This window comes from Streptococcus sp. 27098_8_66 (genome assembly GCF_041431945.1).
Classification (GTDB): Bacteria; Bacillota; Bacilli; order Lactobacillales; family Streptococcaceae; genus Streptococcus; species Streptococcus dentalis.
This window is the reverse complement of the sequence record NZ_JAPVYS010000005.1, coordinates 1-19,175: the sequence shown is the minus strand read 5'-3', so window position 1 is coordinate 19,175 and position 19,175 is coordinate 1. Positions and strand designations below refer to the sequence as shown.

The 19,175-nt window shown below is 42.6% G+C and carries 18 protein-coding genes; all 18 read left to right on the top strand.

The genetic code is table 11. The features are described from left to right. Position 1: 1 nt before the first annotated feature. The gene (gene nrdG, locus O3642_RS05310) at positions 2-607 is read left to right on the top strand and encodes an anaerobic ribonucleoside-triphosphate reductase activating protein (protein ID WP_003002059.1); all 606 of its coding nucleotides are present in this window, start codon (positions 2-4) and stop codon (positions 605-607) included. A gap of 188 nt (positions 608-795) precedes the next feature. Then, the gene (locus O3642_RS05305; RefSeq protein ID WP_371605562.1) at positions 796-2,265 is read left to right on the top strand and encodes an LCP family protein; all 1,470 of its coding nucleotides are present in this window, start codon (positions 796-798) and stop codon (positions 2,263-2,265) included. Next, the gene (gene cps4B, locus O3642_RS05300) at positions 2,262-2,993 is read left to right on the top strand and encodes a capsular polysaccharide biosynthesis protein Cps4B (RefSeq protein WP_003012712.1); all 732 of its coding nucleotides are present in this window, start codon (positions 2,262-2,264) and stop codon (positions 2,991-2,993) included. Before O3642_RS05305 ends, cps4B begins: the two co-directional genes overlap by 4 nt. 44 nt (positions 2,994-3,037) lie before the next feature. Continuing rightward, positions 3,038-3,733 carry a Wzz/FepE/Etk N-terminal domain-containing protein gene (locus O3642_RS05295; protein WP_371605561.1) on the top strand — a complete coding sequence of 232 codons (696 nt, stop codon included), beginning with the start codon at positions 3,038-3,040 and terminating at the stop codon, positions 3,731-3,733. A 12-nt stretch (positions 3,734-3,745) separates the two neighbouring features. After that, complete coding sequence (locus O3642_RS05290; protein WP_003012902.1) at positions 3,746-4,438, top strand: tyrosine-protein kinase; 693 nt, start codon at positions 3,746-3,748, stop codon at positions 4,436-4,438. Between the two features lie 19 nt (positions 4,439-4,457). Then, positions 4,458-5,834 (top strand): sugar transferase, encoded by a 1,377-nt coding sequence (locus O3642_RS05285; protein WP_003012763.1) that lies wholly within the window; start codon positions 4,458-4,460, stop codon positions 5,832-5,834. A gap of 3 nt (positions 5,835-5,837) precedes the next feature. Then, positions 5,838-6,623, top strand: a complete 786-nt coding sequence (locus O3642_RS05280; RefSeq protein WP_320911093.1) for a LicD family protein — start codon at positions 5,838-5,840, stop codon at positions 6,621-6,623. A gap of 20 nt (positions 6,624-6,643) precedes the next feature. Continuing rightward, the gene (locus O3642_RS05275; RefSeq protein WP_173018944.1) at positions 6,644-7,366 is read left to right on the top strand and encodes a WecB/TagA/CpsF family glycosyltransferase; all 723 of its coding nucleotides are present in this window, start codon (positions 6,644-6,646) and stop codon (positions 7,364-7,366) included. Continuing rightward, positions 7,341-8,426: a glycosyltransferase family 4 protein gene (locus tag O3642_RS05270; RefSeq protein WP_155128118.1), complete on the top strand. Its 1,086-nt coding sequence runs from the start codon at positions 7,341-7,343 to the stop codon at positions 8,424-8,426. The genes O3642_RS05275 and O3642_RS05270 overlap by 26 nt, the downstream gene beginning before the upstream one ends. Beyond that, entirely contained in the window at positions 8,423-9,517 is a 1,095-nt protein-coding gene (wecB, locus tag O3642_RS05265) for a non-hydrolyzing UDP-N-acetylglucosamine 2-epimerase (RefSeq protein ID WP_155128114.1), read from the top strand. The genes O3642_RS05270 and wecB overlap by 4 nt, the downstream gene beginning before the upstream one ends. After that, the gene (locus O3642_RS05260; protein ID WP_155128111.1) at positions 9,517-10,482 is read left to right on the top strand and encodes a glycosyltransferase family 2 protein; all 966 of its coding nucleotides are present in this window, start codon (positions 9,517-9,519) and stop codon (positions 10,480-10,482) included. The genes wecB and O3642_RS05260 overlap by 1 nt, the downstream gene beginning before the upstream one ends. A 57-nt stretch (positions 10,483-10,539) precedes the next feature. Beyond that, complete coding sequence (locus tag O3642_RS05255; protein ID WP_155128108.1) at positions 10,540-11,247, top strand: 2-C-methyl-D-erythritol 4-phosphate cytidylyltransferase; 708 nt, start codon at positions 10,540-10,542, stop codon at positions 11,245-11,247. Between the two features lies 1 nt (position 11,248). Beyond that, positions 11,249-12,274: a zinc-binding dehydrogenase gene (locus O3642_RS05250; RefSeq protein ID WP_155128105.1), complete on the top strand. Its 1,026-nt coding sequence runs from the start codon at positions 11,249-11,251 to the stop codon at positions 12,272-12,274. Between the two features lie 6 nt (positions 12,275-12,280). Further along, a complete protein-coding gene (locus O3642_RS05245; RefSeq protein WP_003012754.1) occupies positions 12,281-13,699 on the top strand; it encodes a flippase in 1,419 nt (472 codons plus the stop codon). A 139-nt stretch (positions 13,700-13,838) separates the two neighbouring features. Next, positions 13,839-14,996, top strand: a complete 1,158-nt coding sequence (locus O3642_RS05240) for a polysaccharide polymerase (protein WP_155128102.1) — start codon at positions 13,839-13,841, stop codon at positions 14,994-14,996. Positions 14,997-15,078: 82 nt separating this feature from the next. Continuing rightward, complete coding sequence (gene glf, locus O3642_RS05235) at positions 15,079-16,176, top strand: UDP-galactopyranose mutase (protein ID WP_117744805.1); 1,098 nt, start codon at positions 15,079-15,081, stop codon at positions 16,174-16,176. Positions 16,177-16,191: 15 nt separating this feature from the next. Further along, positions 16,192-17,244 (top strand): galactofuranosyltransferase, encoded by a 1,053-nt coding sequence (locus O3642_RS05230; RefSeq protein WP_371605560.1) that lies wholly within the window; start codon positions 16,192-16,194, stop codon positions 17,242-17,244. 144 nt (positions 17,245-17,388) lie between these two features. Further along, positions 17,389-19,175: GBS Bsp-like repeat-containing protein (locus O3642_RS05225; RefSeq protein ID WP_371605559.1), on the top strand; the 1,787-nt coding region annotated here is incomplete at its 3' end.

Genomic DNA, 19,175 nt, shown 5'->3' with positions numbered 1-19,175 from the left:
GATGACATGGAATACACCTAAACCAGGCGAATGGAAGAGTGAGGAACTGAGTCAAGGGCGTATCATTGATTACAAGGCTTTTAACTTTGTCGATGGTGAAGGGGTGCGCAATTCCCTTTATGTGGCCGGCTGCATGTTTCACTGTGAGGGCTGTTACAATGTAGCGACCTGGTCTTTCAATGCAGGTATTCCCTATACCAAAGAGTTGGAAGAGCAGATCATGGCCGATCTGGCCCAACCTTATGTCCAGGGCTTGACCTTGCTTGGAGGGGAACCCTTTCTCAACACAGGCATCCTTCTGCCCTTGGTCAAGCGCGTGAGAAAAGAGTTGCCTGATAAAGATATCTGGTCTTGGACCGGCTACACCTGGGAAGAAATGATGCTAGAGACACCAGACAAACTAGAGCTTCTATCACTGATTGATATTCTGGTCGATGGGCGCTATGATAAGAGCAAGCGCAACCTCATGTTGCAGTTCCGTGGCTCTTCTAACCAGCGGATCATTGATGTTCAAAAATCATTGAAAGAAGGAAAAGTCGTCATCTGGGATAAGCTCAATGACGGAAGGGAAAGTTTTGAGCAGGTCAAGCGGGACGATCTTTTGTAATCGCTTCAAAAAACCGGGTTTTGCACTCGGTTTTTTTGGATTCTCTGCATAAGTATACAAGAGATTTCTCTAGTTTTAGAAAACGCTTATTTTATAAATGTCTATAATGGACAAAATGGTGATAATTAATGCATTTTTTAATAAAAATATGTTACAATAAATATGATTAGGACTAATTGGAGGTATTTATGTCACAAAGGAGACGGTGCCGTCGTTCAGAACATAAGTGGGGGCAATTGCGAATCATTAATTCCGTATTGCTTATTTTTTTGCTTATGAGTGCAAGTTGGGCGACCTATACCATGTTGGCCAATAACATCTTGGCTTTTCGCTATGTTAATATTCTCGTGATTGTACTACTAGCTCTTCTCTTGCTCTTGTCAGCTTGGTTTGTGATCAAAAATCAGGCCAAAAAGACAACGTTCGTCCTGCTTCTTGTCGGCTTATTGGCTAGTTCAGGAGTTTTGTTTGCTAGCCAACAGCTTTTGAATCTGACCAGTAATGTCAATGGCCACTCTAACTATACAGAGTTTGAGATGGCTGTCTATGTCAAGAAAGACAGTGACATCAAAGATATCAAAGAAATCAAGGAAGTGGTGGCACCAAAGGGCAACAATAACGAAGCCAATCTTACTGCCCTCTTGGACAACATCAAAAAGACCAAGGGTCAGGAAATTTCTGTAGTGGATGCACCGACTTATCTAGATGCCTATAAGAGTCTGCAGGAAGGGAATGCCTCTGCTATGGTCCTCAACAGTACCTTTGAGGATACCATTGCCGCAGAAGATGCGGACTATGCGAAGAAGTTGAAGAAAATCTATTCCTACAAGATCCGAAAAGAAGTGGCAGCGACGAGCAAGGTGTCTGCCAATGCGGATGTCTTTAACATCTATGTCAGCGGGATCGATACCTATGGTCCGGTAACCTCGGTTTCTCGTTCAGATGTCAATATCATCATGACGGTCAATCGGAAGACCAAGCAAGTCCTATTGACAACGACACCACGGGATGCCTATGTACCGATTGCAGATGGTGGTAATAACCAAAATGATAAGTTGACCCATGCGGGGATCTACGGAGTGGATGCTTCTATCCATACCCTTGAGAATCTCTATGATATCAAGCTCAACTACTACGTTCGTCTCAATTTCACATCCTTCCTCAAGTTGATTGACCTTCTAGGGGGAATCGATGTGGAAAATGACCAGGAATTCACGAGCCTTCATGGCAAGTTCCATTTCCCAGTTGGCAAAGTCCATTTGAATTCGGAGCAAGCCCTCGGTTTTGTTCGCGAACGCTACTCTCTTCAAGGTGGCGACAATGACCGTGGGAAAAACCAAGAAAAAGTCATTGCAGCTATTATCAAAAAGTTGACCTCTACCAAGGTTTTAAGCAACTACAATGAGATTATTGGAAACCTCCAAGATTCTGTCCAAACCAACATGCAGTTGCCGACTATGATGAACTTGATCAATACCCAGCTAGAATCGGGTGGCTCTTATGATGTGACTTCCCAAGCAATCACCGGTCAAGGACGCACCGACTTACCATCTTATGCCATGCCTGGTTACAACCTCTATGTTATGGAGTTGGATCAAGCCAGCTTGACCAAGGCTAAGGAAACCATTCAAAAAGTAATGGAAGGAAAAGAAAAATGATTGATATCCACTCGCACATCGTCTTTGATGTGGATGATGGACCAAAGACAAGAGAAGATACGCGTGCCTTATTGGAAGAAAGCTATCGCCAAGGGGTACGGACCATTATCTCCACTTCTCATCGCCGCAAGGGAATGTTTGAAACTCCCGAAGAAAAGATTTCTGAAAATTTTCAAGAAGTGAAAAAAATTGCGGCAGAGGTCGCGCCAGATTTAACGATTCATTATGGGGCAGAGATCTACTTTACCAATGATGTCTTGAAAAAACTGGAAGAAAAGATCATTCCACGTTTGGCAGATACGCGCTTTGCTCTGATCGAATTCAGCATGGGAACACCTTACAAGGAGATTCATACCGCTTTGGACCGCTTGCTTCATCTAGGTGTGACACCAGTGGTGGCCCATATCGAGCGCTACAAGTGCTTGGAGAAAAATGAGGAGCGCGTGCAAGAGATGATTAACATGGGCTGCTACATGCAGATCAATAGTTCTAGTGTTCTCAAGCCTCGCCTCTTTGGGGATGAACAAAAACAACTCAAAAAACGAGCTCGGTACTTCTTAGAAAAAGACTTGGTACACTTTGTTGCCAGTGATATGCACAATGTGGATAAACGACCGCCTTATATGGCAGAAGCCTATCGCTTGATCAAGGAAGAATACGGAGAACAAAGAGCACAAGCTCTCTTTGTCAGCAATCAAGAACTCTTGTTAGCGGATGAATTAATCTAACCATGAAACAGGTGGAGAGATCCACACGAAGGAGTAATTAGGAAATGAACAATCAAGAAAATCAAGCAGTGGAAATTGATGTTTTCGCTATGCTGAAGACCCTATGGAAACGCAAGTTCTCAATCGTTTTGGTCGCTCTTGTCTTTGCCATCGCAGCATTTGGCTATAGTGCCTTTTTAGCCAAGAAAGAATACCAAAGTACTAGCCGGATCTATGTGGTCAGTCGTCAAAACCAAGACAACAATGCCTTGACAAACTCGGATTTGCAGGCGGGTTCTTACTTGGTTAAAGACTACCGTGAGATCATCCTTTCTCAAAATGTATTGAGTCAAGCCATCGAAGAATTGAAACTCGATCTGACACCAGCTGAGCTGTCGAAAAAGATCAGTGTATCCGTTCCGACAGATACTCGTATCCTTTCCATCACGGCTAAGGATGGAGATCCAAAAGAAGCGGCCCGCATTGCCAATGGCCTTCGAAATGTAGCAGCTGCAAAGATCATCTCTGTGACCAAGGTGTCAGATGTTACGACTTTGGATGAAGCAGAAGTGCCTCAATCACCTTCTTCACCAAATATCCGACGCAATGTCCTTCTTGGCTTTATTGCTGGAGCTGGCTTGATGGTGGTTCTCATGGTCGTAGCAGAAGTCTTGGACGATCGTGTCAAGAGACCAGAGGATATCGAAGAATTGATGGGCTTCACCTTACTTGGTATTGTGCCAGATATTAAGAAATTGTAGACCGAGGAACGCATGAATACATTAGAAATTTCAAAAAATAAACTACAAGAAATCCATAAGGCAGAGGAGTATTTCAATGCTCTTGCGACGAATATCCAATTGAGTGGTGTGAATCTGAAAGTCATCGCTGTCTCATCTGTTAAAGAAAACGAAGGAAAATCAACCACTTCAACCAACTTGGCCGTTGCCTTTGCGCGTGCGGGTTATAAGACTCTCTTAGTCGACTGCGATATCCGGAACTCTGTCATGACAGGGGTTTTCCGTAGCCGTGATAAGATCCAAGGATTGACTGACTTCTTATCTGGTCGTAGCCAATTGAACCAAATTTTATATCCTACTGATTTTCCAAACTTGGATATCATCGAATCTGGACAGGTCGCGCCAAACCCAACGGGTCTCTTGCAAAGTAAGAACTTCACCGTGATGATGGATGCCCTACGTGAGCATTTTGACTACATCATTGTCGATACACCTCCAATCGGAATCGTGATCGATGCGGCGATTATCGCTCAACGCTGTGATGGAACCGTCTTGATCACGGAATCTGGTGCCAATGGACGCAAGGCTGTCCAAAAGGCGAAGGAACAATTAGAACAAACAGGCACCCCTTTCTTAGGAGTAGTGCTCAATAAATTTAACATTAAAGCTACCGAGTATGGTTCGTATGGTGGATATGGATCTTACGGGGAATATGGGAAAAAGTAAAGAATAGGATCGAGGGAAAATGGGAGAAGAAAGAATTGAACTGGAAAAATTAACGATTGTTCTCTTTCAAAGTTTGGCTGTCCTATTTTCAGCTTACATTGTGAGCTTTTTTAAGAATGCAGAATACACGCCACAGACGATCGCGGTGCTCTATCTTTTGCACTTTGTAGCCTTTTACATTAGCAATGTCTCCTATCGTTTTTACAGTAGGGGTTACCTAGATGAGCTCTTTCAGGTCTTGAAATACAATGTATTTTTCGCTGTTGGGATCACCTTTACCTCTTTTATGCTCGATGGGGTCTTTTCTATCTCTCGACGGGGGATGATCTACTTCTTTCTTTTTAATACCTTTGCCGTCTATGCCATGGATCTCTTGCTTAAGAGATACCGGAAATCTGTTTCACCACGGCGGAAAAGTTCGAGAAAGATCTTCTTGATCACAGCGACCAGTCGGATGGAAAAAGTATTTGATATCTTGCATTCACCCAACCTCTATCATGGAGATCTAATCGGTGTCACTGTCATGGACAATACGGATTTTGCTCATTCAGGTGTCAGGGTGGTGCAGCCGGATCAAATGATGAACTTTGTGACCAAGGAAGTGGTGGATGAAGTCTTTATCAATCTGCCAAGTGAGGACTATAATATAAGTGACTTCGTCTCGGAGTTTGAGAGTATGGGGATCGATGTGTCGGTCAATCTCAATGCCTTTAACTTCGCTTCCTTAGGCAATAAACGGGTTCGAGAAGTCGGGGGACTAAGCGTCGTCACTTTCTCAACCAATTTTTACAAACCGAGCCACGTATTTGCAAAACGTCTCTTGGACATTGCAGGAGCTTTCTTTGGCCTCTTGATTTGTGGACTAGTGAGTATCGTTTTGGTCCCTCTAATCCGCAAAGATGGCGGTCCTGCCTTCTTTGTACAGAAGCGGGTCGGAAAGAACGGACGGTATTTTAACTTCTATAAATTCCGCTCCATGCGCGTGGATGCCGAAGAGATTAAAAAAGATCTGATGGCGCAAAACACCATGACAGGTGGGATGTTTAAGATGGAAAACGATCCACGGGTAACACCGATCGGACGCTTTATCCGTAAGACCAGTCTTGATGAATTGCCACAATTTTACAATGTTCTGATCGGTGACATGAGTCTAGTCGGAACTCGTCCTCCAACGGTAGATGAATACCAAGACTATACGCCAGCCCAAAAACGTAGACTCAGTTTCAAGCCAGGGATTACAGGCCTTTGGCAAGTGAGCGGACGCAGTGAGATTACAGACTTTGACGAAGTGGTCAAACTCGACGTTGCATACATGGATGATTGGACGATCTGGAGAGATATTCAGATCCTGCTCAAGACCGTGAAGGTTGTACTTAGAAAAGAAGGAGCGAAGTAGGCTGTGAGTAAAGTTAGACAGATTCAATTAGGAGAACTATCCTTATTAGAAAAGTATATTGAGATTTGCACAAAACACAATCTTCGATACTATGCTTTAGGGGGCACTTTATTGGGAGCCATTCGTCACAAAGGCTTTATCCCTTGGGATGACGATATGGATTTGGGCATGCCTAGAAAAGACTATGAAAAGTTTCTGGAAATTTGCCAAAACGAATTACCAAGCAATGTCATCTTGAGAATCCATGATGATAATTTAGGCAATACATCCATCATGGATACCTCGCTTCAAATTGAATTTGGTGGGGTTGTGTGTAGTCCTTTTATCGATGTGTTTCCTTTAGATGGTTACCCATCAGATGGCTTCCACTATTTCTTGCACACCAATAAAATTAAGTATTACCGTGCCCTTTCCAAAATATCTGTCATCAATCGATTGCACAATCGCGACCGAGGTTTCTTTGAAAATTCAATTGTGAAGGTTTCTAAGATCCTTCGCCTAGACAAATTACTAAATACTGAAAAAATCAATCAAAAGTTACAAAATACGATTAAAAAATATGACTTTGAGACAAGTGATCTCGTGGGAAATGTCTTAGGATCCTATCGCGAGAGAGAATTGGCCTACAAAGAAGTATTTGGGGAGCCACAACTCCTTGATTTTGAAACAATTAAAATCAGTGGTCATGCTGATCCGGATGCTTATCTGACAAAAATTTATGGCGATTATATGAAGTTGCCAGAAGAATCCGAGCAAAAAGGTCATTTTGAATCCACTTGGGGAGAATAAGCTTGAAAAGTTTTACAATGATGGGGGTCAGAATTGACCCTTTAACAATGGTAGAAACTGTTGCTGCTACAGAAAAATTTGTCCGAGATAAAAAACCACTCCATTTGATGGGAGTCAACGCAGATAAGCTCAATCAATGTGCGACAGATGAGGCCATCAAGAAGATTGTCAATGAATCTGAAATCATTAATGCAGATGGTGCTTCTGTTGTTCTCGCAGCGCGCTATTTGGGTTATGCTGTGCCAGAGCGCGTGGCAGGCATTGATTTGATGCAGGAATTGCTCCATTTAGCCAATGAAAAAGGCTACTCTGTCTACTTCTTCGGTGCAAAAGAGGAAGTATTGACAGATATGCTAACTATCTTTAAAAAGGATTATCCGAATCTCCGAGTAGTGGGGCATCGCAATGGCTATTTCTCTGCTGAAGAGGAGGAGGCTATTCAAGAAGATATTCGTGAGAAGAAGCCAGATTTTGTCTTTGTCGGCATCACCTCTCCTAAAAAGGAGTACTTGATCCAGAAGTTTATGGACAATGGCGTCAATTCTGTCTTTATGGGAGTGGGAGGAAGCTTTGATGTCCTCTCAGGTCATATCAAGCGGGCACCTATGTGGATGCAAAAAGCCAATCTGGAATGGTTGTTCCGTGTGGCCAACGAACCCAAACGGCTCTTTAAGCGTTATTTTGTAGGAAATGCCACTTTTATTAAGAGAGTAGTACATGAAAAACGGAAAGCAAAAAAATAATATTCTTCACATTTCGCGGACCATGGATATCGGTGGAGCGGAACGTATTGTCTATCAGTTGGCGACAGACCTCAAGGATGAATTTGATCAGGTTCATGTCGCATCAACTGGTGGATTGTGGGAAGAAAAACTGGCAGAGAATGGGATTCAACACCATCGGATTTTAGATGTCGATAGCAAACAGCCAGCTACGGTGCTCAAGATCCTTGCTAGTCTCTCCAAGATCATCAAAGAAAATGAGATTACTCTTGTCCACACCCATCACCGGATGGCTGCTTTCTATATTCGTTTGCTGCAGATGCGCCATCCGAACTTGCTCCATGTCTATACAGCTCATAATGTTTTCAAGGATAAATTACCACTTTATAAATTCGCCCTAGGAAAGGCTCGAACGGTTGCTGTCAGTCAAGCTGTCCAGGAAAATATCCTTAATGATGTGAGGTCAAAAAACTCTATTGTGATTTATAATGGAGTAAAAATGAAACAAAGTGAGCATACAGTAAATGAAATTACTCAGTGTGACGGTATCAAAATAGGATGTATCGCTCGCCTGTCCGAACAAAAAGGGTTACCCTATCTGATCGAAGCTATGTCACTAGTGACAAATCCAAGTGTATCCTTGTTTATTGTCGGTGATGGAGAATTGAAAAATTATTTGATAAATCAAACCAAGGAGCTGGATTTGGAAGAAAGAATTCATTTTTTAGGTTATCGGAGCGACGTGGTAGAGTGTATCAATAGCTTTGACTTTTGTGTTCTTCCATCGATTTTTGAAGGATTTGGATTGGTTGCAATCGAGGCCTTTATGAACGGCAAAACCATGATTGCGACAGATATTCCAGGTGTGAACGAAGTGGTGAATTCTGGCAATGGGATCCTCGTTCCAGCTGAGAATCCGCAAGCCTTAGCTCAAGCAATTAAAAAATTGGCAGAGAGTCCTGAGGAAAGAGCCTCTTTAGCTGCTCAAGCAAAGAGAGATTATGAAAGCAAGTATAGCTATCCGATCTTTTTAGACAACTATCGCAACTTTTACCAATTCATGAGGAAGGGTTCAAAATGAAAAAAGTAATGTTGGTGTTTGGGACGCGTCCAGAAGCCATTAAAATGTGTCCTTTGGTGAATGAACTCAAGCAGCACAATACGATTGAAACCGTAGTCTGTGTAACAGGGCAGCACAAGGAAATGTTAGAACAGGTCTTGGATGTCTTCCAAGTCACTCCAGATTATGATCTTGGTATCATGAAGGCCAACCAAACCTTGTTCACCATCACGACCTCTATTTTAGAGAAAATCCAACCGGTATTAGAAGAGGAAAAACCTGATATTGTCCTCGTGCATGGGGATACGACCACCACCTTTGCGACAGCTTTGGCGGCCTTTTATATGGGCATCAAAGTAGGGCATGTGGAAGCAGGTCTTCGGACTTACAATCTTCAAAGCCCATATCCTGAAGAGTTTAACCGTCAAGCTACTTCCATAGTGGCAGATTACAATTTTGCTCCAACCCAGGTTTCAAAAGAGAATCTTCAAAAAGAAGGACGGACCAATATTTTCGTTACAGGAAATACTGTTATTGATGCCCTAAAAACGACAGTCCAAGACGGTTATGATCACCCTATTTTAGAATGGGCGAAAGGGAGCAAGCTCATTATGTTGACGGCCCATCGTCGCGAAAATCTTGGAGAACCTATGGAGCACATGTTCCGTGCGGTCAACCGGATTTTGGATGAGTTTGAAGATGTCAAGGTGGTCTACCCTATTCACAAAAATCCAAAAGTCAGAGAATTGGCCAGCAAGATTTTTGGAGAGAATGAGCGAATGAAGATCATTGAGCCCTTGGAAGTGATTGATTTTCATAATTTCATGAAGCAAAGCTATATGATTTTGACGGACTCAGGTGGCGTTCAAGAAGAAGCGCCTTCTTTAGGGAAGCCCGTCCTTGTCATGCGCGATACGACAGAGCGCCCAGAAGGTGTGGCTGCAGGGACTTTGAAATTGGTCGGAACAGAAGAAGAAAACATCTATCGCAACTTCAAACTCCTTCTGGAAGATCAAGACGAATACGAGAAGATGAGCCAGGCAAGTAATCCTTATGGGGATGGAACAGCTTGTCAACAGATTGTAGAAATTATCATGAAGGGATTAGCATAATGGAAAAGGTTTCGATTGTCATACCGGTCTATAATGTCGAGGAGTATTTACAGTATAGTGTCGGTAGTCTTAGACAACAGACCTATTCAAATATTGAAATCATCCTAGTCGATGATGGATCGACTGATCGATCAGGAGAAATTTGCGACCAGTATGCTCAGGAAGATGATCGTATTCGAGTTTTTCACGTCGAAAATGGCGGGCAATCTCGAGCAAGAAATATCGGGGTCCAACAGGCCTCTTCTGATTGGATCATGTTTCTAGATGCGGATGACTATTATAATACAAAAGCTGTTGAATATTTAGTGGCTTTAAAAGATCAGTATGGTGTCGATTTGGTTGTGACCTCTATCGTAGAAGTGCGAGATCACCAGACTGATTTGATCGCCGGTGACCTTTCGCTGGAAGATAGTAAAAAACTAGATCGTCATGCAGCCCTTCTTCATATGTTTTATGGGAACAGTGTAGGGACTCATCCTGGAGGAAAACTCTACAAGAAAGAGATCTTACTCCAACATCCCTATCCAGAAGGAATGATTTATGAAGATTTGGCCATTGCCTATGAGCATATTGCTGCTTGTAAGGAAATTGCTGTAGGAAGTCAGCATCTTTATAAGTACTATCGAAGAGCGGGTAGTACAGTCAATTCGAAGTATAGCGATCGCCTTTTGAATTTTTACAAGGCTATGGAATGGAACAGAGCCTATGTCGAGAGAGACTATCCTGATGATCCAGAAATGAAAAAAGCGGTCAATACCCGCTATGTCTTTAATGGTTTGCATGTAGTCCATGCGATGTTAGGTTCTCAAATGTATGAGCGGGTCAACAAGATTCGCAAAGAGTATCGTCGCTATTGGAAAGATATTCTATTCAATTCACATATTACAAGAAAAAATAAACTCAAATACCTTCTTTTGCTCCTTTCTCCACATTTGTATCAAAAGGTGAGAGCAAAACTAGGCTAGATTACTAAAAAGCCGTGTTCTAGAGAAGGAAAAAGAGACAATATCAGGAGGTTTAGGATGATTTATGCAGGGATTTTAGCAGGTGGGACAGGCTCACGGATGGGGATTACGGATATGCCCAAACAATTTTTGGATTTGGGTGGACGTCCTATTTTAATCCACACGGTTGAGAAGTTCTTATTAGTCCATGAGATTCAGAAAATTGTGTTAGGGATTCATCCGAACTGGGTGACCTATACGGAAGATCTGGTAGACAAGTACTTGTCTTCTTATAAGGACCGGATCTTGGTTGTAGAGGGAGGAAGTGACCGCAACTCTACCATCGAAAACATCATCCTGGCTATCGATGAGCTGCAGCCTTTGACAGATGAGGATATTATCGTCACGCATGATTCGGTTCGTCCCTTTGTTAGCCTAAAAACCATTCAAGAGAATATTGAACTAGCTAAGAGCCATGACGTTGTGGATACAGTGGTCGAAGCGACCGATACTATTGTTCAAAGCTTGGACAATACCTTTATCACGGATATCCCTGAGCGCCAATACCTCTATCAGGGTCAGACCCCTCAAACCTTTAAAATGAAAGACTTTCTTGCCTTGTATCATGACTTGAGTGATCAGCAAAAAGAAGTCTTGACAGATGCTTGCAAGATCTTTGTCATCAATGGTAAAAAAGTAGCCCTTGCAAAAGGGGAATATTCCAATATTAAAATTACGACGATTACAGATTTGAAAATTGCACGCGGTATGATTGAGGACAATTAATATGTTGAACCAAATCTTTCAGCTGACCCAGCCGAAAAATATCACCATCAAATACCAAGAAGAAGACATGAGCCGTGGAGACAAGGTGTTAATACGCCCTTATTACATGGCTATTTGTCATGCGGACCAACGTTACTATCAAGGGAAACGGGATCCTAAGGTGCTTAAAAAGAAATTGCCCATGGCCCTGATCCATGAGTCGTCTGGAATTGTGGTAGCGGATCCTACAGGAACCTATCAACCAGGACAGATTGTGGCCATGGTTCCCAATCAGCCTCCTCATCAAACAGAGGGTGTCTTCTTTGAAAATTATTTGGAGGGGACGCACTTCTTGTCTAGTGGCTATAATGGCTTTATGCAGGAAGTCGTTGCCCTGCCGCTGGATCGTGTAGTGGCTTATCCAGAAGAAGTTCGTGGTCCCGTGACAGCTTTAGCAGAGTTTAGCAGTGTGGCCATGCATGCTATTCATCGCTTTGACCTCATTGCCCACCAACGAAGAGAGTCTGTTTTGATTTTAGGAGATGGGAGTCTTTCATATGTGGTTGCGACTTCTTTGCACTATCTTTATCCAGAGCTGAAGATTACAGTTGTTGGGCGTAATAGTGATAAATTGCAGTTGTTTAATTTTATCCATCAGGCAATTTTAACCAGCGAGTTGACAGACGATCAACGTTTCGATCACGCCTTTGAGTGTACTGGTGGCCAAGGAAGCGAACCAGCCATCAATGATATTATTGATCATATCAAACCCCAAGGAACTGTGATGTTGATGGGAGTTAGTGACAACCGGGTCGCGGTCAATACAAGAGATGTTCTTGAAAAGGGCTTGACCTTTGTAGGGTCTTCTCGTTCGGGTCGTGAGGATTTTGAGCGGGCTGTAGAGATGCTGGCTAATCGTCGAGTCCAAAGTCGTTTGAAAAACATTATTCACGTTGATGGAGAAGTTCAAACCATTCCAGATATTCACCGAGCTTTTGCGACAGATTTGATCACACCGTTTAAAACGGTCTTTAAGTGGGGATTGTAGCCAATCATGAAAGTGCTAAAAAATTACGCCTATAATCTCTCCTACCAGTTGCTGGTGATTATCTTACCGATTATCACCACCCCTTATGTGACACGGGTTTTTAGTTCAAATGACTTAGGGACCTATGGCTATTTCAACTCCATCGTCACTTATTTTATCCTGTTGGCGACGCTAGGGGTGGCCAATTATGGAACTAAGGAGATCTCAGGACACCGGAAAGATATCCAAAAGAATTTCTGGGGGATTTATACCCTCCAGTTGGGGGCTACGATTTTATCTCTTACCCTCTATGTTCTTTTGTGTCTAACCCTACCTTCCATGCAAAATCCTGTCGCTTATATCTTAGGACTTAGCTTGGTTTCTAAGGGACTCGATATCTCCTGGCTTTTTCAGGGGTTAGAGGACTTCCGCAAGATTACGGTTCGGAATATCACGGTCAAACTGGTTGGAGTCATCTCCATCTTCTTGTTTGTCAAATCTGCCAATGATTTGTATCTCTATGTATTCTTACTGACCATCTTTGAGCTCTTAGGTCAGCTGAGTATGTGGCTACCTGCTCGGGAGTTCATTGGGAAAGCCCATTTTGATATGGCTTATGCACGGGTGCATTTGAAACCGGTTATTCTGCTCTTTTTACCGCAGATTGCCATTTCCCTCTATGTCACCTTGGATCGGACCATGCTTGGGGCTCTCGCCTCTACAAAGGATGTGGGGATTTATGACCAGGCCTTGAAATTGGTTAATATCCTATTGACCTTGGTGACGTCTTTAGGAAGTGTCATGCTTCCGCGCGTGGCGAGTCTCTTGGCTTCAGGAGATCACAAGGCGGTCCATAAGATGCACCAAATGTCCTTTTTGATTTATAATTTGGTCATTTTCCCGATTATTGCCGGCATGCTGATTGTAAACGATGACTTTGTTCGATTCTTCTTAGGGAAGGATTTCCAAGATGCTCGCTATGCCATCGCTATCATGATCTTCCGTATGTTCTTCATCGGATGGACCAATATCATGGGGATTCAAATTCTCATCCCGCATGATAAGAACAAAGAATTTATGCTGTCCACCACGATTCCTGCTATCGTCAGTGTCGGGTTGAACCTGCTCTTCTTACCCCATTTTGGTTTTATTGGCGCAGCCATTGTATCCGTTTTAACAGAATCCTTAGTATGGCTGATTCAACTCTACTATACCCGTCATTACCTCAAGGAAGTTCCAATTATCGGTGCGATGACAAAAATTATGTTCGCATCTGCTCTGATGTATGGCCTCTTGCAACTTGTAAAACCGTTCCTACATTTCACCCCTACCCTGAATGTACTCGTGTATGCGGTGCTTGGTGGGATCATTTATCTGATCGCTATCCTATCTCTGAGAGTGGTAGATGTGAAAGAATTAAAACAACAATTTTTAAATAAACAGTAGAGAGTAGAAAGGAAGGATATGAATTTTTAAGTAAACAAAAGCTTCAGAAAAGAATGCTATAGCAGGGGTGTCCCCTAAGCAGGACTTCTAATCTAGTCAGAATGAGCTTTTCTTTAAAAATTCTTTATCAGGTAATTTAATGATAAAAATGAAATTTGACGATCTACTGGTTGGTTTTGTCGTCTCGATTGTGATCTTCTTTAATACAATATCCACTACGATGTTAAATAAGGGCTTTTTGCATGTTGGTGCGAGCTCCCTCTTAGTGGTTGTAGCTCTCTTATTGCTTCGTTTTTTTAATAAAATCTCGATTCCCTATCATTATCTAATCTTGTCTGCCATGTTATTGATGGTAGCTGTTATGGTTTATTTCAAGACGGATAAGTTAAATTTCTTAGTTTATTCTCTCTTAATGGTTTTACTGGTCAATGCGGATAGGAAAGTCATTTTAAAAACTTATATAGGTGTTGCAGGTACGATTGTCCTTGCAGTATTTCTATTGTCACTATTAAAGGTAGTTCCAAACTTACAATATAGTCGGGGTGCCGTTATCCGTAATTCATTTGGGTTTATCTATCCAACAGATTTCGCATCCCATTGTTTCTACCTCTATGTCGCGATCTCCTATTTGCTAAAAGATCGGTATATTGGCCTACGGTCCCTAAGTGGCGTGCTCTTAGCTTTATTTATTATGAAGTTCTGTGATGCTCGTATGAATGCGATCTCACTATTGGTCGCTGTCTTACTGTTTCTCTTCTTTTATTTCACAAAGGAGAAGAAGCTGAAGTTGTATCACTTGTTGCCCTATTCGATCATCCTTTTTTCAAGCGGAATGATCTATTTAACCTATCATTTCTCTTGGTCATCTCCACTTTATGTCCAAATTAATCAATTCATTACGGGTCGGTTAGCCTTAGGTAAAAATGCTTTTAATTTATATCCTTTGAATTGGTTTGGAACAAGAGGGGTTCAGTTTATCGGATCCGGAGGAAGCACGGAGTCTGTCCTCAATTATAATTATGTCGATTCGTCTTATGTTCAGATGCTATTTACATATGGTATCGTACCGGTTGCTTTATTAGTCGGTATTTATGTCATTGTTTCAAAATATGAATTCAAGAAGGGGCGTTATTTATTTGTTGCAATTTTGTCCCTCATTGCGATTAACTGTATGATTGAAGCATTTTGGTTTGTACCGACTTATAACATCTTTATGTTCACACTCTTTGCAACAGAAGTTGTCAAGAAAAAGCCGGTCAATTCTCTCTCTTATAGTGAGGAAATTGGGGGAATTTGAAGGTCTAATCTATAGCTACGAGTCTAACGAAACGGCTAAGAGTTTAGATATATTTTAAAATAGAAAAATAATGGAGTCTACTATGTACGATTATCTGATTGTTGGTGCTGGTTTGTCTGGAGCCATCTTCGCACATGAAGCTACAAAACGTGGTAAAAAAGTAAAAGTGATTGACAAGCGGGATCACATCGGTGGGAATATCTACTGTGAAGAGGTTGAAGGCATCAATGTTCACAAGTATGGTGCCCACATTTTCCATACGTCTAACAAAAAAGTGTGGGACTATGTCAACCAGTTCGCAGAATTCAACAACTATATCAACTCACCAGTAGCTAACTATAAGGGCAGTCTGTACAATCTTCCCTTTAACATGAATACCTTCTACGCTATGTGGGGAACCAAGACTCCTCAAGAAGTCAAGGACAAGATTGCTGAGCAAACAGCTGATATGAAAGATGTTGAGCCAAAAAACCTGGAAGAACAAGCCATCAAGTTGATCGGTCCAGATATCTACGAAAAGTTGATTAAGGGCTACACTGAAAAGCAGTGGGGACGTTCTGCCACGGACCTTCCACCCTTTATCATCAAACGTCTTCCAGTTCGTTTGACCTTTGATAACAACTACTTTAATGACCGTTACCAAGGAATTCCAATCGGTGGTTACAACGTCATCATTGAAAACATGCTGGGTGATGTAGAAGTAGAACTTGGGGTTGATTTCTTTGCCAATCGTGAAGAGCTTGAAGCTTCAGCTGATAAAGTTGTCTTTACAGGAATGATTGACCAGTACTTTGACTACAAACACGGTGAGTTGGAGTACCGTAGCCTGCGTTTTGAACACGAAGTCTTGGATGAGGAAAACCATCAAGGGAATGCGGTGGTCAACTACACAGAGCGTGAGATTCCTTATACTCGGATCATTGAGCACAAGCACTTCGAGTATGGTACACAACCTAAGACAGTTATCACACGTGAATACCCAGCTGACTGGAAACGTGGGGATGAACCATACTACCCAATCAATGATGAAAAGAACAACGCCATGTTTGCTAAGTACCAAGAAGAAGCAGCCAAAAATGATAAGGTTATCTTCTGTGGACGTTTGGCAGACTACAAATACTACGACATGCACGTGGTTATTGAGCGAGCTTTGGAAGTCGTAGCAAATGAGTTTGATTGAAAGAAACCATAATCTATGAAATACTACTTAAAAGAAGAATTCCTGCATGATGTCAACGCAAAGAACGCGGGAAATAAAGCACGCAATGACGTAGAAAGTATTGTGAAAGAAGAAGGCTATCATCCCTTGGTCCTTTCCGTCGACAATTGGTATCAGATGAGTACCCTTGCGGCTCAACGCCATAAGGCAAAGACTTTTGGACAAGCCTTGGATCAACTAAAGCAAGGAGATGAGTTGCTGATCCAGTTTCCAATGCTTCACCATAGCTTTTTCTCCACCCATTTGGTCAAAAAAGCGCAAAAAAGAGGGATTAAAGTCTATCTTTTGATTCATGATCTAGAAGTGCTTCGCCATGCCAACATGACTTCACTGCCTTTAAAACACAGAATTCGGATGTACCTTCAAGAAGCAAGTTTTCTCAAAGCAGCTGATGGGATCATCGCCCACAACCCGGTTATGAAATCTGTCTTGGTGGATAAAGGGATTGCGGAAGATAAGATTGTTAGCCTTGGCATTTTCGACTACTTGATTCCAAATTTCCAAGAGAAGACTGGTCTAACTAAGAATCAGCCAATTATTGTGGCTGGTAATTTGGCACAAGAAAAAGCTGATTATCTCTATGCTCTTCCTGCAGAACCTGCCTATAATCTCTATGGTGTTGGTTTTGATGAGAGTAGAGCTTTAGAGAATGAAACTTACTTTGGGTCCTTCCTACCGGATGAGCTTCCTGCGGCCCTTGAGGGGGGGTTTGGTCTTGTCTGGGATGGTGATAGTGCTGAAACCTGTAGTGGTGTTTTTGGCGAGTACCTTCGCTATAACAACTCTCATAAAGCATCACTGTACTTGGCCTCAGGATTCCCACTTGTGGTTTGGAAACAGTCAGCCTTGTCTCATTTTGTGCTTGAGAAGGGCTGTGGGATTGCAGTAGAGTCGCTCCATGATTTGAAGGAGACAATCGACAATCTTTCAGACGCTGATTACCAAACCTTGGTGGACAATGCCAAGCGTGTTGGTCAGGAAATCAGAGATGGTCACTACTTAAAGACAGCCTTAAAACATTTATCATAAGATCAAAAGAAGTCAGACGGACTTCTTTTTTAGTTTTTCAAAAAAATATCACTAATTTTAAAAAATTGCCTTATGAAACTTTTCATCGCTGAAACCGTGTGGTAAAATGATTAACGTATAAAATTTGTATAAAGGGAAGTTTATATGAAAAAGAAAGATCTTATTTTTTATGCCGGAGCGGCAGTCTTGATGGCTGTATCTGCTCAGGGAGTCAGTGCAGATGAGCTGGTTTCAAATGAGGCCACTGCTACTGAAGGCAACCAAGTCCAAGCTGAAAAAGTGCCAGAAGTAGCCGTTGCTGAAAAGTCAGTAGTACCTGTTGAAAACAACTATGCAGCACCAGCAACTGTGACCGAACCAGCTGTGGCACCTGTGAGCAAGGCCACCGCTTCAGAAAGTGGGACCCCATCTGTAGAGAAGGCTACAGAAGCATCGACTACTGAGAAAGAAGAAACTCCTCTTCCGTCTGATTCAGGAAGCACGACCTTCTTTAACACAGGCGCTCACGCTCCAGCTGGTCGTTCAACAGATGTGGCGGTTCAGCCAAAATCATTCGTTGATGTGAGTAGCCATAACGGAGACATTAGTATTGGAGACTACCGTACCCTAGCTAATAAAGGCGTGGGCGGTGTCGTTGTCAAATTGACAGAAGACACTTGGTACAAGAACCCAAATGCGGAGAACCAAATTCGTAATGCACAAGCTGCGGGTCTACAAGTATCGACCTACCACTTCTCACGCTATACTTCTGAGGAAGCAGCGCGTGCAGAAGCGCGGTTCTATATTGCAGCTGCACAACGTTTGAGTTTGCCAAAGAATACCCTCATGGTCAATGACTTTGAGGATGCCAAGATGCAGCCAAACATTAATCGCAACACCCAAGCCTGGGCTGACGAAATGCGTAAAAATGGCTACACCAACTTGATGTTCTACACCAGTGCCAGCTGGTTGGATGAAAACAACCTTCGCAAGAAAGGTCCTGTCAACACCGCTCAATTTGGGCTTCAGAATTTCTGGGTTGCGCAATATCCTTCTCCAAAACTGTCTGTAAACGATGCGAAAAGCTTGCGTTACAATGGGAAAGCTGGCGCGTGGCAGTTCACTTCTCAAGCGGAATTGCTTCCAGGAAAACACCTATTTGACCACAGTGTGGACTATACAGGTCGCTTCACAGCGAACGCAAAACCTGCAGCGGATCCAACAGAAGGCAGCTTAAGTGGGAAGATTGACATTGTCAATAACGATACTATGACGGGCCGCTTTGACGTTGTCATCTCAAATGTTAAGGCACCAAATGGGGTTCGAACCGTTTCTGTACCAATCTGGTCAGAAACAGGCGGTCAAGATGACCTTGTTTGGTATACAGCCAATCGTCAAGCAAACGGGACCTATACCGTCAATGTAAAAGCAGCGGACCATAAAAACTCAACCGGTCTTTACAATGTCCACCTTTACTATGTTCAGAATAATGGACAATTGACGGGTGTGGGTGGAACAACGACGACAGTAGCCATTGGAAAGAAAAATCAGACTCCGGTTTCAGCGGATCTGACTATTGTAAAATCAGAAAAAAACGGTACCTTTACCATTATGGCTAAAAATCTTCAAGGTTTCGAAGGCTACAAGGAAGTGAAGATTCCATTCTGGTCTCATGCCAATGGGATGAAGGATATCATCTGGTACACTCCGACTCGTCAAGCAGACGGTTCTTATACCGTAACAGCCAAAGCGAGTGACCACGAAAATGCCGATGGCAAGTACGAAGCACAGGTCTTCTATGTAGATGCTCAAGGCAAAAACAAGTTTGTGAAAAAGGCCTTTATCGATTACACAGCTTCTAAACCATCTGCTGATCTGACCATTACAAAATCAGAAAAAGACGGCATCTTCACCATTACGGCTAAGAACCTTCAAGGTTTTGAAGGCTACAA

Excerpts from the sequence above, each read along its gene's own strand:
- O3642_RS05245 (WP_003012754.1), top strand. The coding sequence starts at position 12,281 with ATGAAAGTGCTAAAAAATTACGCCTATAATCTCTCCTACCAGTTGCTG.
- O3642_RS05260 (WP_155128111.1), top strand. The coding sequence starts at position 9,517 with ATGGAAAAGGTTTCGATTGTCATACCGGTCTATAATGTCGAGGAGTAT.
- O3642_RS05240 (WP_155128102.1), top strand. The coding sequence starts at position 13,839 with ATGATAAAAATGAAATTTGACGATCTACTGGTTGGTTTTGTCGTCTCG.
- O3642_RS05255 (WP_155128108.1), top strand. The coding sequence starts at position 10,540 with ATGATTTATGCAGGGATTTTAGCAGGTGGGACAGGCTCACGGATGGGG.
- O3642_RS05230 (WP_371605560.1), top strand. The coding sequence starts at position 16,192 with ATGAAATACTACTTAAAAGAAGAATTCCTGCATGATGTCAACGCAAAG.
- O3642_RS05305 (WP_371605562.1), top strand. The coding sequence starts at position 796 with ATGTCACAAAGGAGACGGTGCCGTCGTTCAGAACATAAGTGGGGGCAA.
- O3642_RS05295 (WP_371605561.1), top strand. The coding sequence starts at position 3,038 with ATGAACAATCAAGAAAATCAAGCAGTGGAAATTGATGTTTTCGCTATG.
- wecB (WP_155128114.1), top strand. The coding sequence starts at position 8,423 with ATGAAAAAAGTAATGTTGGTGTTTGGGACGCGTCCAGAAGCCATTAAA.
- O3642_RS05275 (WP_173018944.1), top strand. The coding sequence starts at position 6,644 with ATGGGGGTCAGAATTGACCCTTTAACAATGGTAGAAACTGTTGCTGCT.
- cps4B (WP_003012712.1), top strand. The coding sequence starts at position 2,262 with ATGATTGATATCCACTCGCACATCGTCTTTGATGTGGATGATGGACCA.
- glf (WP_117744805.1), top strand. The coding sequence starts at position 15,079 with ATGTACGATTATCTGATTGTTGGTGCTGGTTTGTCTGGAGCCATCTTC.
- O3642_RS05250 (WP_155128105.1), top strand. The coding sequence starts at position 11,249 with ATGTTGAACCAAATCTTTCAGCTGACCCAGCCGAAAAATATCACCATC.
- O3642_RS05290 (WP_003012902.1), top strand. The coding sequence starts at position 3,746 with ATGAATACATTAGAAATTTCAAAAAATAAACTACAAGAAATCCATAAG.
- O3642_RS05270 (WP_155128118.1), top strand. The coding sequence starts at position 7,341 with ATGAAAAACGGAAAGCAAAAAAATAATATTCTTCACATTTCGCGGACC.
- nrdG (WP_003002059.1), top strand. The coding sequence starts at position 2 with ATGACATGGAATACACCTAAACCAGGCGAATGGAAGAGTGAGGAACTG.
- O3642_RS05285 (WP_003012763.1), top strand. The coding sequence starts at position 4,458 with ATGGGAGAAGAAAGAATTGAACTGGAAAAATTAACGATTGTTCTCTTT.